This is a genomic window from Falseniella ignava (assembly GCF_002847645.1).
GTDB classification, from domain to species: Bacteria; Bacillota; Bacilli; order Lactobacillales; family Aerococcaceae; genus Falseniella; species Falseniella ignava.
Map to the genome: position 1 here is coordinate 13,627 of NZ_PKHE01000013.1, position 13,215 is coordinate 26,841.

11 protein-coding genes, 1 tRNA gene and 1 CRISPR repeat array are annotated in these 13,215 nt (G+C 36.7%); all 12 genes read left to right on the forward strand.

What is annotated here, in order from left to right:
* Positions 1-780: 780 nt before the first annotated feature.
* The 12 genes from cas3 to CYJ57_RS07995 all read left to right on the forward strand — a co-directional run bounded on the left by cas3 (position 781) and on the right by CYJ57_RS07995 (position 13,059).
* The gene (cas3, locus tag CYJ57_RS05400; protein WP_425319857.1) at positions 781-3,582 is read left to right on the forward strand and encodes a CRISPR-associated helicase Cas3'; all 2,802 of its coding nucleotides are present in this window, start codon (positions 781-783) and stop codon (positions 3,580-3,582) included.
* A complete protein-coding gene (locus CYJ57_RS05405) occupies positions 3,569-5,287 on the forward strand; it encodes a type I-E CRISPR-associated protein Cse1/CasA (RefSeq protein ID WP_101954373.1) in 1,719 nt (572 codons plus the stop codon). The genes cas3 and CYJ57_RS05405 overlap by 14 nt, the downstream gene beginning before the upstream one ends.
* On the forward strand, positions 5,268-5,870 hold the full coding sequence (casB, locus tag CYJ57_RS05410; RefSeq protein WP_101954374.1) for a type I-E CRISPR-associated protein Cse2/CasB: 603 nt from the start codon (positions 5,268-5,270) through the stop codon (positions 5,868-5,870). The genes CYJ57_RS05405 and casB overlap by 20 nt, the downstream gene beginning before the upstream one ends.
* On the forward strand, positions 5,860-6,942 hold the full coding sequence (cas7e, locus tag CYJ57_RS05415) for a type I-E CRISPR-associated protein Cas7/Cse4/CasC (protein ID WP_180764401.1): 1,083 nt from the start codon (positions 5,860-5,862) through the stop codon (positions 6,940-6,942). Before casB ends, cas7e begins: the two co-directional genes overlap by 11 nt.
* A complete protein-coding gene (cas5e, locus tag CYJ57_RS05420) occupies positions 6,942-7,658 on the forward strand; it encodes a type I-E CRISPR-associated protein Cas5/CasD (protein ID WP_101954375.1) in 717 nt (238 codons plus the stop codon). The genes cas7e and cas5e overlap by 1 nt, the downstream gene beginning before the upstream one ends.
* Entirely contained in the window at positions 7,645-8,283 is a 639-nt protein-coding gene (gene cas6e, locus CYJ57_RS05425) for a type I-E CRISPR-associated protein Cas6/Cse3/CasE (RefSeq protein ID WP_101954376.1), read from the forward strand. The genes cas5e and cas6e overlap by 14 nt, the downstream gene beginning before the upstream one ends.
* A 2-nt stretch (positions 8,284-8,285) precedes the next feature.
* Positions 8,286-9,239, forward strand: a complete 954-nt coding sequence (gene cas1e / locus CYJ57_RS05430) for a type I-E CRISPR-associated endonuclease Cas1e (RefSeq protein ID WP_101954377.1) — start codon at positions 8,286-8,288, stop codon at positions 9,237-9,239.
* Positions 9,230-10,135 carry a type I-E CRISPR-associated endoribonuclease Cas2e gene (gene cas2e, locus CYJ57_RS05435; RefSeq protein ID WP_101954378.1) on the forward strand — a complete coding sequence of 302 codons (906 nt, stop codon included), beginning with the start codon at positions 9,230-9,232 and terminating at the stop codon, positions 10,133-10,135. The genes cas1e and cas2e overlap by 10 nt, the downstream gene beginning before the upstream one ends.
* 20 nt (positions 10,136-10,155) lie before the next feature.
* Positions 10,156-10,732: a CRISPR direct-repeat array (repeat unit 28 nt; unit sequence GTCTTTCCCGCACACGCGGGGGTGATCC).
* A gap of 253 nt (positions 10,733-10,985) precedes the next feature.
* Entirely contained in the window at positions 10,986-11,456 is a 471-nt protein-coding gene (locus tag CYJ57_RS05440; protein WP_101954379.1) for a hypothetical protein, read from the forward strand.
* A 452-nt stretch (positions 11,457-11,908) separates the two neighbouring features.
* Positions 11,909-11,980: transfer RNA gene (locus tag CYJ57_RS05445), tRNA-Lys, on the forward strand.
* A 274-nt stretch (positions 11,981-12,254) separates the two neighbouring features.
* A complete protein-coding gene (locus tag CYJ57_RS05450) occupies positions 12,255-12,677 on the forward strand; it encodes a cupin domain-containing protein (RefSeq protein ID WP_101954397.1) in 423 nt (140 codons plus the stop codon).
* A gap of 187 nt (positions 12,678-12,864) precedes the next feature.
* Positions 12,865-13,059 carry a hypothetical protein gene (locus CYJ57_RS07995; RefSeq protein WP_244896585.1) on the forward strand — a complete coding sequence of 65 codons (195 nt, stop codon included), beginning with the start codon at positions 12,865-12,867 and terminating at the stop codon, positions 13,057-13,059.
* Positions 13,060-13,215 lie beyond the last annotated feature (156 nt).

The following is a 13,215-nucleotide window of genomic DNA, read 5'->3' on the forward strand; positions in this document are numbered from 1 at the left end:
TAAATCGACCGAGAGTTGACGCATCGTATCGCGAATGGTTTTGATACACGTTGAAAAGTCTACTTCCCCTTGAATCGCTTGATGATATAAATCTGTCATCATTTTACTAATTTCTTGCATAACTTGTGTTACAATATTCATGGATAACCCTCTAACTTTCTGTGTGTTTTGGTTACTAACAGTATAGCAGAGGGTTATCTTTTTTGCTTTTAGCTTACCAACAGTTATTTTACACTAAGTTGAAAAACTTATACGTCTGGTTCAAGGCTCGGGATGATCTATAAAGATGAGCATCTCTAATCATTCTTCCTTCGAAGGACTCTTTAATGCTCTTTAGGTAATAAGTTTTTAAGTTTTGACTTTTAATAACTACATTCATCGCAATTAATAAAGAAATAAAATCCTGAATGGAATTATTTTTTAGTCAAATATTTGTAACTGCCAACACCTTCTAAATATTCTTCGACAATCTTTCGTTTAAATTCGTAACTATATTTTGCCAATATAAACACCCCCAAAAAGTTAGATTTCTGGTCCAACTTTTTTGGGGGCACTATAGTGGCCAATAGCGAGGGCGGGTGGCTTTTTTACTTGGGGTAAGTTAGATAAGATTGGTTTTTTATAGATTGCTGATTAATGATTAAAAACCTTTTTATATTAATAAACCATTATAAAATATGATAGAATTATTTTTAGAACTGTCTCCTAACTTCTTTTAAAAAACTATTGATGAATTAAAGTTAAAGTGGATGCTAATTGGTCTAGTGTTTTACTCAAGAGGTGATTCATATTTATACTGTAAATAATGTCTTTTGGGCCAAGAAAAATGAACAAAAAGGCTGTCTGAGATGGTTGCCACTAGGGCAGCATTTAGAAGATACTAGAGAGATCATAGGTATGCTATGGGAACATTGGCTCAATCCCGGGCAAAAAGAATTTTTGGTTGGGTCTATGTCTTTTGGGAATGCGACTACCGCTAAACAAGTAGTTCAATTCCTGGGAGCTATTCATGATCTTGGGAAAGCGACTCCCTGTTTTCAAACGTTACCAGGTTATAACTATTCAGATGATTTAAATTATCCCCTGTTGGAAAAATTACAGGGATTTGGATTCAAAGATATATCTGATTTTAATAGTATTTTTAGAAAGAAATCACCGCATGCTTTAGCTGGACAATACTTACTTACTAAATTTGGTGTGAATAGCGGAATTGCTTCGATTGTTGGGGGACATCACGGCAGACCAGTTAATGATCTTTCTGAGATTAAGATTCAAAGAAGTTACGAAAATAATTATTTTCAGACGGAGAATTCCGAAGATCCTATTTATCAATTATGGAATTCAGAACAATACAAGCTTTTTGAACGTGCTCTTAACCTTAGTTATTTTGAATCAGCAGAAGACATTCCAGAGTTTACTCAAGCTGGGCAGTTGATATTATCTGGATTATTGATAATGGCAGACTGGATTTCGAGTAATGAGAATTATTTTCCATTATTTGATATTGGTTTAGACCAATCCGTAGATCAAGCATTGAGGCTAAGATCTGGATGGGAAAAATGGTTCAAAACTTTCCCAATCGAGAAAGTTGGCTATGAGTCTATATCTCAGATGTATCAAGATCGTTTTGGATTTTCACCAAGAAGTTTTCAAATGCAGGTTGCAGAGGAGACTGATGATATAGATAATCCAGGAATTGTAATTTTAGAAGCTCCAATGGGAGAGGGAAAGACAGAAGCAGCTTTAATATTAGCAGAGCAACTTATGAACAAAACTGGGAGAAGTGGAATATTTTTTGGTCTACCTACTCAAGCAACATCTAATGGAATTTTTCCTAGGGTATTGGGGTGGTTAAAAAAATACGCTGGCTCTAGTCTTGAAGTTGCTTCGATTCAATTGGTCCATGGAAAAGCTAATTTAAATACCACTTTTGATTTACTAAAACATGGTAAATCAGCTCTTAATGTCATTGAAGAATCATCAGCTCAAAGTATTGGTGTTGATAATCAGACAGATGATGAATCAGTCATTGTAAATCAGTGGTTTACAGGAAGGAAAACTTCTATTTTAGATGATTTTGTTGTAGGAACAGTTGACCAGTTTTTGATGGTCGGACTTAAGCAGAAGCATCTAGCATTGCGTCACCTCGGTTTTTCAAGGAAGGTTGTCATCATCGATGAAGTTCATGCGTATGATGCTTATATGGATCAATATCTCTTAGAGGCCTTAGTGTGGATGGGAGCGTATGGTGTGCCGGTCATCATATTATCGGCAACCCTACCAGTACAGAAGCGACAAGAATTCATACATGCATATATGAAAGGAAGAGGTATTAAAGGCAAAAATCTTCGTTTAACGGATGAGATGATGAGCTCTAGCGCCTATCCTCTCATGACCTATTCAGACGGTGATAGGGTTCGCCAATTCAATAATTTTCAAAAAGGAAACCGCTCTCTCCTTGTCACTATTCAAAAAATATCGTCAATAGAATTAATGGGACAGCTAAAGATTTTAATGAGCAAGGGCGGCATTATTGGCTTGATCGTCAATACAGTTCAGCGAGCGCAAGAACTCTTCGAAGAATGTGTAGAGTTATTTGGGGAAGAACGTATATTTTTATTACATTCGAAATATTTAGCTACACATCGAATACAAAAAGAGAAACAATTAATGAGTGAAATTGGAAAAGGTGCCGACCGACCATCGAATAAGTTGATTATTGGAACTCAAGTTATTGAACAATCATTAGATATCGATTTTGATTGTTTGATAAGTGATTTAGCTCCAATGGACTTGTTGATTCAAAGAGTAGGGCGTCTGCATCGACATATGATTGAACGTCCCATAGGATTTCAAACACCTGTATTCTATGTACTAGATACAAGTCCGTCCTTTGATTTTGAACCAGGATCTGTACATATATATGGGAACTATATCTTAGCAAAGACACAATTATATTTACCAGACACATTATTATTACCTGAAGATATCTCTCCCTTAGTACAGAAAGTCTATCAGACTGAAAATATTGAGGCTTTGTCCACCATGAAAGAAGATCACGACAATAAAATTGCGAATAAAGAATCAAAAGCTAAGAAATTTAGAATCAGTGATCCTCTCTATCCAAGTCCACTTCGAAAAAAAGTTTCATTAAATGGATTATTGAAAAATTCTCATCCTGATGAAAGTGAGGAATATTCTTATGCTCAAGTTCGAGATACACAAGAAACGATTGAGGTTATTTTAGTTAAGAAGAAGGGCATGGGTTACACCTTCATAGACAGCGATGAAGATATTTCTGGAAAGATCGAAGATTATGGCGTGAGCAAACGGCTATCTCTGGAGACCATTACTTTGCCTCTAGCCTTAACTCAACCATACAATGTTTCAGAAACGATCAAAGATCTAGAGGTCCTCAATTTAAGATATTTAAGAGACTGGCAAAATAACACATGGTTAAAGGGATCTTTAGGTATTATTCTTAATGAAGATCTTGAAACAGTTTTAAATGGTTATAGATTAATGTATACTTTAAGTAAAGGGCTTACATATGAAAGGGTGAAAGAGAGTGAGTCGTTTTAATTTGTTAGAAGAAGCTTGGATACCGGTTGTTATGGATGAAAGGGGAAATAGTAAAGAAGTATCTTTGAAAGAATTTTTCGAGAATGCCCACCATTATAAATGCCTAGCTGGAGATACACGGACTCAGAATTTTGCGTTACTGAGATTTCTATTATCAATCCTTCATACTGTATATAGTCGTTTTGATGATGAGGGATCAATATATGAACAAATAGAGCTAAATGCTCATTTTTTTCCAGCCAATAGTGTAGATACATTTGAGCAAGAGCAATATGAAGAAGCGTTGATGACTACATGGCTCAATTTATATCGACGAGGGAGCTTTACTGAAAGTATTCAAAAATATTTGGACAAGTGGCAGGACCGATTTTATTTGTTTGACGAGAAATATCCTTTTTTTCAGGTGAAGGAAAGTGATATTTCGCAAGATAAGATAAATAAATCAAGCGGCTCAAAAATTTCAGGCAAGAATATTAATCGTCTCATTTCAGAAAGTGATAATAAAATAGCATTATTTTCACCTAAATCAGAGTTTAATGATAATAAAAACATATTAAATGAATCTGAAGTAGTACGATGGCTTATTACTTATCAGAGTTATACAGGTTTAGCCGATAAAGTGATATTTGGTTCTGACAAGTACAAAGCCTCAAAAGGATGGCTATTTGACATAGGTGGTATCTATATAGAAGAAAAGAATTTATTTGAAACGTTAATGGTAAATTATATTATCTTACACCCACAGAGAGAGTATCGCGCTTCAATCCAAAGACCCTGTTGGGAATATGATAGTGAAGATAAAATTAAGGCTTATTTTTCAGGGGCACCTATCGATAATTTAGCTGAACTATATACCTTATGGAGTCGTGCTATCTATATTGATCCAGAGATTGATATTAATCGGCCTTTCTCGTGTCAAATAGTCAAGTTACCAGATTTAGAACATGAAGATCAATTTTTAGAACCTATGACCTTATGGAAACATAACGACAAAACCAAAAAATTTACACCTCGTAAGCATCCAGCAAATCAAGCATTATGGCGTTCTATTGGTTTAGTTGCCAGTCCATCATCCTTTTCTGATGGGCAAAGACGACCCGGTCTCATCGATTGGCTCAATTGGTTAATTGATGAAGAATTCATATCAGAAAAAGTTGTAAAGCTCCAATCAATCAGTATGAAAGATGATGGTAACGCTACTTCATGGGTTCCAGTAGATGAGATTTGTGATTCACTGAATGTAAAAGATATTCTGTTAGCGGATACTGAAGATAACTATTGGATACCACGTATCGATGAAGCTGTTGAGAAAACGAAGAAAGTTATAGGATATACCTATCGCGAATTTTTGAGAGATATTTTTGAAATTAGAGGTGTCAAAAATAAGGTGCAATTAGATCAATTTGTTGAATCTTTATTTAGTTTGGTTGATCAACCTTTTAGAGAATGGATTGCGACAATTGAAGTTTTTGATTCGAAAGATAATAAAGTATTAGAGTGGTATGATCAGTTAAGTATAATTGTCGATCAACAAGCAAAGACTCATGTTGTCCAAGGAACAAGTCGAGATTTCATTGGTATCCCGGATAATGAAGGAGGTAGGAAAAACATTATAACGGTATATAATAAGTTTAAATATTTCTTGTATAAGGAACTTGGGCTTAGTAAAAAGGAGGAAATAATGGATGAAAGTTCAAGAAAATGAAGTTTCTATTTATCATGTAACGTATAATATATTAAAAAAGTTATCCAGTACATATGATCATCCTACAGGGAAGGCAACTTTAGCTAAACTAAGAAATTCTCTTGGTAGGTCAGTAAGGGGTAATTCAGAGGTGTGGCCAGTACTGTTTGAAAACTTGCCACAGACTTATTTAGGAACTAATAGCTCATTTACAGCATACGAACAAGCGATCCTTACAACATTGCAACTCTATTCACTTCACCAACAGGGGCTTTCAACTAGTATTTTAAATTTAGAAGACTCTTATATGAATATGGGGAAATCATTAAAGGTCCTCCGAACAGAGGACTCGAAAAAATCAATCGATCATCGATTTAATACATTGGTTACTTCTGCAACTTATGAGGAATTAATACATCATTTAAGACAACTTATTAAACTGTTAAGATCAAGAGAAAAGGAAACAGGGAAAGTGAATTATGCTAAGCTAAGTCAGGATTTATTTTGGTATTTGAAAGGATATGATGAGAACATAAAATTAAATTGGTCGCGTGAGTATTATCGAACTAACTTTAAAGGAGAAGATCAAAATTATGAAGAATAGAGTTTTTTTAGATGTACATGCTATTCAGACATTACCCCCTTCAAATATTAATCGAGATGATACAGGAAGCCCCAAAACGGCTCAATATGGTGGTGTTAGAAGATCAAGAGTAAGTTCACAGTCATGGAAGAAGGCAATGCGAGATTATTTTAAGGAATACGGGAATGTATCAAACGTAGGGGTGAGGACACTAAATATAGTGAATTATATTGCTCAGAAGATTCAAGAAATTGATCCGAAAATTTCCTATGAGCCTGCAATAATAATGGCAGATGATATTCTAAATAAAGCAAATATAAAGACAAAAGATCTTAAAGCAAAAGCACTTTTTTTCCTTGGGGATATACAGGCTCAAAGACTAGCAGAAGCTGCTATTAGTCAAGAAACTGACAAGAAGAATTTACAAGCGATTCTTCGAGATAATCCAGCAATTGATATTGCATTATTTGGACGTATGGTTGCGGATGATCCATCATTAAACGAAGATGCTTCCTGTCAAGTAGCCCACGCAATTTCAACTCACGCTGTCGACACGGAATTTGATTTTTTCACTGCTATCGATGATTTATCTCCTGAGGATAATGCAGGAGCAGGTATGTTGGGGACGATTGAATTCAATTCTTCCACACTTTATCGTTATGCTAACATTGCACTTCATGAATTAACCCACCAAATTAATAATAAGGAAGCAACTATTAATACTGTAAATTTATTTTTAGATGCCTTTGTGAAATCATTGCCAACTGGAAAAGTTACGACATTTGCTAATCAAACTCTCCCACAAGCCCTACTTGTCCAAATCAGATCTGATCGGCCAATTAATTTAGTAACAGCTTTTGAAAAACCTATTTGTTCATCCAAAGGTTATGTGGATGAATCAATTGATAAGTTATTTAAAGAAAGCTTAAATGTTTCCAAAATAGCGGATGAACCTATATCAACTTATTACTTGGTATTAAATGATGCAGATTATTCGGATTTTGGAGGGCAAGACAGTCGTAATTTAGACGAATTAAAGCATCTTCTAACTGATAAATTAAAAGAGATATTACCAGAAATGAGTGAGTCTTAATGACAACTATTTTATTAAAGCTGTCGGGACCTTTACAATCTTATGGAACCGATTCTCACTTTGAGACCAGACACACTGACCTCTATCCATCGAAGAGTGCTATTATTGGAATGATTGCGGCCAGTTTGGGATATAGGAGAAACGAGACCCAAAAGATAAAAAAACTAAATGATTTAAATTTTGGAGTCCGGGTTGATCAGAAAGGTAAGATACTTAGGGATTACCATATTGCTAAGAAGTATAAAAATAATGGTAATTTTGACAGAACATATGTAACAAACCGTTACTATATAGAGGATGCAATCTTTCTAGTCGCACTTAATCATAAAGATGATAGGTTTATAACGGAAATTAAGGATGCGTTACTTAGTCCATATTTTCAGCCATTTCTAGGACGCCGCACTCTACCGTTGACTGCCGATTTTTTTCAAGGCATTCACGATGAGGATATTCCGCAAATACTTTCAAGATATCCTTGGCAGGCAAGTGATTGGTATCGAAAAAAGTATTCAAGTAACCTTTCTGTTTACTTGGATGCATATCTAGTACCTGATCAGGCAGTTTTTATCCGTAAAGATCGACCCGAATCGTTTAATCAGAAGGGGCGCAAATTTAATTATAGGTATGAGTCTTATTTGAATATTAAAATAGAAAATAAATACAGTGAGCATGATGCATTTTCTGCTTTAGGAGGTGAAGGAAGTGTATCTATCTAGAGTAGAAATTGATAAAAATAATCGGAGAAAAATTAAAGATCTTTCTCATGTTGGCGCATATCACAACTGGGTTGAACAGTCCTATCCCTATGAGATTGACAATCAAGTTCGAACTAGAAAGCTTTGGCGGGTGGACACTTTGAATGGGAAAGATTATTTACTTGTTCTGAGCCAAAAAGAACCTGAACTAAACTTGCTTGAGAAATATGGTGTAAAAGGGACGGCATTATGCAAAAATTACGATGCATTTTTGGGTAGCATTTATGATGGGATGGAAGCCCAATTCCGAGTCACTTTAAATCCAACTGTTTCCATTAAAGATGAGTCTGATTCTAAAAGAGGGAGAGTAGTTCCTCATATTACGAATAAGCACCAGGAATTATTTTTGATGAACCGTTCTGTAAAGAATGGTTTTGAACTTAAATCTGATGAATTCATGATTATTGATCGGGGGTATGCACTCTTAAAGAAGTCAAACCAGAGAGATATTCGGTTGGTTAAAGCAACTTATCAAGGTAAGCTTAAAGTCATAGATAAAAATCAGTTTCGAGAGACCTTGATAAATGGTTTCGGAAGGAAAAAGGCGTATGGTTTTGGTTTAATGACAATTATTCCTAGAGGTTAACTATGAATCCGATATATAAGGCTCAAAAGTTATCTTTATCTGTTCTTCCTAGAATTGGAGACCGAGTTAGTTTCATTTATTTAGAACGTGCTAAAGTTAATAGGCAAGATGGTGCTATAACTGTACGTGATAAAAATGGATTAATTAAGATTCCTGCAGCGATGATAGGAGTCTTATTATTAGGACCGGGCATAGATATTAGTCATCGAGCAATTGAATTAATTGGAGAGATTGGGACGAGTGTTATATGGATTGGAGAGCGTGGTGTTCGATATTATGCAAATGGGCGACCTTTAGCTCGTTCGACTCGTTTACTAGAGAAACAAGCGAAGTTAGTTTCAAATAATCGATTAAGATTAAATGTTGCAAGAAGGATGTATTGTTTAAGATTTCCAACTGAGGATGTTTCAACCCTTACAATGCAGCAGTTAAGGGGACGAGAAGGAGCTAGAGTTAGGAAAGTTTACCGAAAATTCTCAAATCAATTCAATGTAGAGTGGACTATGCGGGACTATGATCCAGAGCATTTCGAAGATGGCGATGTAGTGAATCAGGCTCTATCTGCATGTAATGTCTGTCTTTACGGCGTTGTACATAGTGTCATTGTTGCTTTAGGCCTATCCCCAGGACTTGGGTTCGTACATACAGGACATGACAGGTCGTTTGTTTATGATATAGCGGATTTATATAAGACAACTTTTACTATACCAATTGCTTTCAAGATTGCTTCAACTTGTTCTCGGGAAGATGATATTGGGAGGATTTCAAGGCAGTATATGAGAGATTCTTTTGTAGATGGGAAGCTTATGAAAAAAATCGTCAAGGATATTCAGTATCTCTTGGATGTTGAGGACGATGATCAACTTGAGATTGTAACAATGGAATTATGGGATGACAAGGATCGGTTGGTCAGATTTGGGGTAAACTACAGTGAGGATGAAAGAAATTGCCCATAACCGTCATTACATTAAAGAAATCTTCACCATCTTTAAGAGGTGATTTGTCAAAATGGATGCAAGAAATTGCTACAGGTGTTTATATTGGTAATTTTAATCCTAAGATTAGAGAAAATTTGTGGGAGAGAGTCCAGCAGAGCGTTGGAACCGGTGAAGCGACTCTAAGTTATGCCTGTCGGAACGAAATCGGGTATGATTTTAGAACGTTGAATACTGAAAGAAGTGTTGCATATTTAGATGGTCTACCTTTGGTAAGTATACCTGTATCTGAAAATAATGATCAAGATGAAGAGGGATTTGGATTCAGCAATGCATCTAAGATTCACTATGCTAGAAAAAAACAAGGCAGTCTAGCTCCAAAAGTAAAGCCATTCATACCTTATACGGTAATTGATATTGAGACAGAAGGGCTTGATTCAAACTCACACTCTATAATTGAAGTTGCCGCTTTATCAGTAGAACCGACTAAAGTGACAATGTTTTCTTCTTTGGTAAGAACTGATAACGTAGTGCCTGAAAATATCATTCAATTAACGGGGATTACTTCCCAAGCATTAAAAAAGGAAGGACTCCCTATCGAGAAAGTATTGGATGATTTTTTAAAGTTTATAGGTGATGATCTAATCATTGGGTATGGGGTAAATTTTGATTTAGAGTTCATAAATAAGACGTTAAAACAATTGAATAAAGGGCATATAATGAATAAGGCTATTGATTTAAAAAAACTGGTCAGAAAAGAAAACATGTACCTTAATGACTATAAATTAGAGACTGTTCTGCAATTTTATGGAATAAATAAAGAGGTTCCATATCGAGCCTTGGATGATTCCAAATTAATCTATGAATTGTCTACAAAAGTGAATTTATTTCAAGACATTATTAATAGTGATGCATGATACTAAAGGGATCTTTTAATGTCTTTCCCGCACACGCGGGGGTGATCCTGTAACGCGCGCCTTCATCAGCGTATATCTCAAGTCTTTCCCGCACACGCGGGGGTGATCCCGATTGGATTATAAACACGTTTGAAAGTGGATAGTCTTTCCCGCACACGCGGGGGTGATCCCGTGCGAATTTACCGACCTCAACCTCCAAAGGAGTCTTTCCCGCACACGCGGGGGTGATCCCGGTCAGGATATCATTCTTCGGTCAATTAATGAGTCTTTCCCGCACACGCGGGGGTGATCCTTGACAAAGTAAAAACGCGTCCGTTAGCCCAATGTCTTTCCCGCACACGCGGGGGTGATCCTGGAACGTTTGTTAAAGAGGAAGATTTACAGGGGTCTTTCCCGCACACGCGGGGGTGATCCCTCACCTTATTTAATAATAGAACCGTATGATGAGTCTTTCCCGCACACGCGGGGGTGATCCTTAAATAGAAAGGAGCGATGTTTTTGGCAGAAGGTCTTTCCCGCACACGCGGGGGTGATCCTAACAGTATTACCTCGGCTGTCTTTTGATTCACGTCTTTCCCGCACACGCGGGGGTGATCCTTTAAAGCACTCTAGAATTTTCTAGAGTTTTGACTTTCTCTCTCTCATCGATATGATCCTAGAACAAGTTTGTGTCTACTAGCATCATATTGAATCTATCTGCACTACCATTGTGACGATAATCTCTTTATTTTGGCTAGAGATTTTTTCAGGACCTTTATTTTTTTTGTTCTATAATCCTATATGCTACAATCTATTCATGACTAATTGAGATGTTCTTTATGAAATTTAGGACTAAGAAGGAGTTCATAATATGCAAGCGCGAAGTGTTTTGGCAATAGTAATCAGTATCCTTGTGGGACTATTGGCCGCCAGAAATTTTAAGATTCGAATGGACTGCCAGTATTCTGCTAAACTTACCCCACCACTGAAGCTAGCTCTCCTGTTAAGCCTTGCCATTTTGGTGTGGGTGGGCTTGAGTTTTGGGTCTAGCGTATGGGATGTTTGGCTAGCCTTGATCTGTGGAATCTATCTTTATTCAGCGTATTCTGACCGTGGGATTCACGACAAGGGTATCTATTATCTACCTGGTCGTAGCCTCTGGCTACGCTGCATTCCTTGGGAAAGCATTCAATCTATTGAGATTGATTTGAAGCAAGGCCAACTTGTTTCATTTGAAAGTAAAGATCGCCCTTACACCCTCACCGTGCGTCAAGCATATTCAACTCAGGCGCTTGAATCTCTTCAAGAGAAAGCCCCTACAAAGATTGTCTCATCAACTTAATTCGAAGTGATAAGTGAAACCTTAATCAAGTCTAAGTAACTTGCTTGATCAGTCAAAAAGACGATTTTATAATATTGCGAGGTAATTGTTAAGCGATTATCTCATTAATGACTGATTGTAATGTAAGATACGTTAAGGAGGGCGCAGGACATCAGAACAGGTATTTTATATGTAGTTGCTGCTGTGGTTGTCTTACTAATGAGCTTTGTCTGGGATTTATGGATTTACGCATGGATTCCAGCTCTGCTTGCAGTGATCATCGATATGTTCATCAAAGAAAAACGGGTCTCCAAGGAAGAAGATATAGGAACTAAGAAGTAAATAAAAATTACTCCCATGAATCAGTGGGGGCATTAATAATGGGTCGTATTGGATCAGTTAAAAACGAAAAAATACAAAAAATCCTTTCATTCAATCTGAGTTAGTAGTACAATAATTTTGTTCACAAAAAAGTCTCCTTAGCTTAGTGGTAGAGCATCTGACTCTTAATCAGAGGGTCGTAGGTTCGAGTCCTACAGGGGACATAAAGCTATAATACACTTGGTATTTTATGGAAATATCAAGTGTATTTTTGTTTGTCATGAGTCGTGTTATTGATTGGTAATGAGACTATAAAGTTGGGTAAGTTTTCAAAAATTGAACAAACTAATTCCCAGTTCATTATCTCGACTCTATCTTTTTCCTGAAAGCATTTTCTTTGCGTATCTGATCATATCGTGATAAAGTGAACATAGTCGAGTTGTTAAGGAGTATTTCTTGATGAACTCGACGAATATTAATAAAGGAAGTGCATCAGGGATGACATTTGATTATAAAGATCATGGTAAAGAGCCTTATATCGTCAATATCGAAGATTATTCCATCGAGAATGAGAACTATCGGACGACGATTTGGACAGGTGATAAGTTACAAGTAACGGTAATGTCAATTGCGACAGGTGATGATATTGGTCTTGAGATCCATCATGGGATCGACCAATTTCTACGCATTGAATCAGGTAAAGGACTTTGTCAAATGGGCGATGCTGAAGATAATTTGACCTTTGAACAAGAAGTATCAGATGATGATGCAATCTTTGTTCCGGCGGATACTTGGCATAATGTTACTAACATTGGTGACCAACCATTGAAGTTATACACAGTCTATGCAGGTCCTGACCATGTGGCAGGCACTGTTCATCCAACGCACGAAGACGCTAAGAATGATCCTAACGAACATTAAGATTTTGAGAGTCTCAAGAGTAGCTTAAGCTGCTCTTGGGCTTTTTTTTGAGTTTCTTAGGCAGGGTGTGGTCTCGTCGAATAGCGTTAACAATTTACATCCATCTTGTTTTTTTGATAAAATAAAGAGGAAGAAAAAGCTGTTGGAAATGGGTCAATGATAGGATATGAATAAAGGAGGAATTAAGATGAAGTATTTGATGCAGGCATTTATTCGTGGGATTGGGCCATTGATTGTAATGACCGCAATTTCGCTCCTAATGAAAAATCAAGGCAAAGCGCCCCAAGAAGTGAAGGGTGTCTTCGTTGCAGGCTTGATTATGACAGTAGTTGCAGCAGCGTCTGTCCTCTATGAAATCGAAGGGTGGTCCTTCACTAAGTAACTGATTGTCCATCATCTTGCCATGTTGGTCACGGTCTATCCACTCCTCCTTGTATCCGGCTGGTTTAGAGTGAAGACCTGGTTAGACGCTCTCATTGTCCTAGGAATATTTTATCTAGTTGGACTTGCTATTATCGCAGGTTTTTACCTCTATAAT

What these genes read in the sequence shown, in the direction of transcription:
- casB (WP_101954374.1), top strand. Translation starts at nt 5,268, where the DNA reads ATGAAAGTTCAAGAAAATGAAGTTTCTATTTATCATGTAACGTATAAT.
- cas7e (WP_180764401.1), top strand. Translation starts at nt 5,860, where the DNA reads ATGAAGAATAGAGTTTTTTTAGATGTACATGCTATTCAGACATTACCC.
- cas5e (WP_101954375.1), top strand. Translation starts at nt 6,942, where the DNA reads ATGACAACTATTTTATTAAAGCTGTCGGGACCTTTACAATCTTATGGA.
- cas1e (WP_101954377.1), top strand. Translation starts at nt 8,286, where the DNA reads ATGAATCCGATATATAAGGCTCAAAAGTTATCTTTATCTGTTCTTCCT.
- CYJ57_RS05440 (WP_101954379.1), top strand. Translation starts at nt 10,986, where the DNA reads ATGCAAGCGCGAAGTGTTTTGGCAATAGTAATCAGTATCCTTGTGGGA.
- CYJ57_RS05450 (WP_101954397.1), top strand. Translation starts at nt 12,255, where the DNA reads ATGACATTTGATTATAAAGATCATGGTAAAGAGCCTTATATCGTCAAT.
- CYJ57_RS07995 (WP_244896585.1), top strand. Translation starts at nt 12,865, where the DNA reads ATGAAGTATTTGATGCAGGCATTTATTCGTGGGATTGGGCCATTGATT.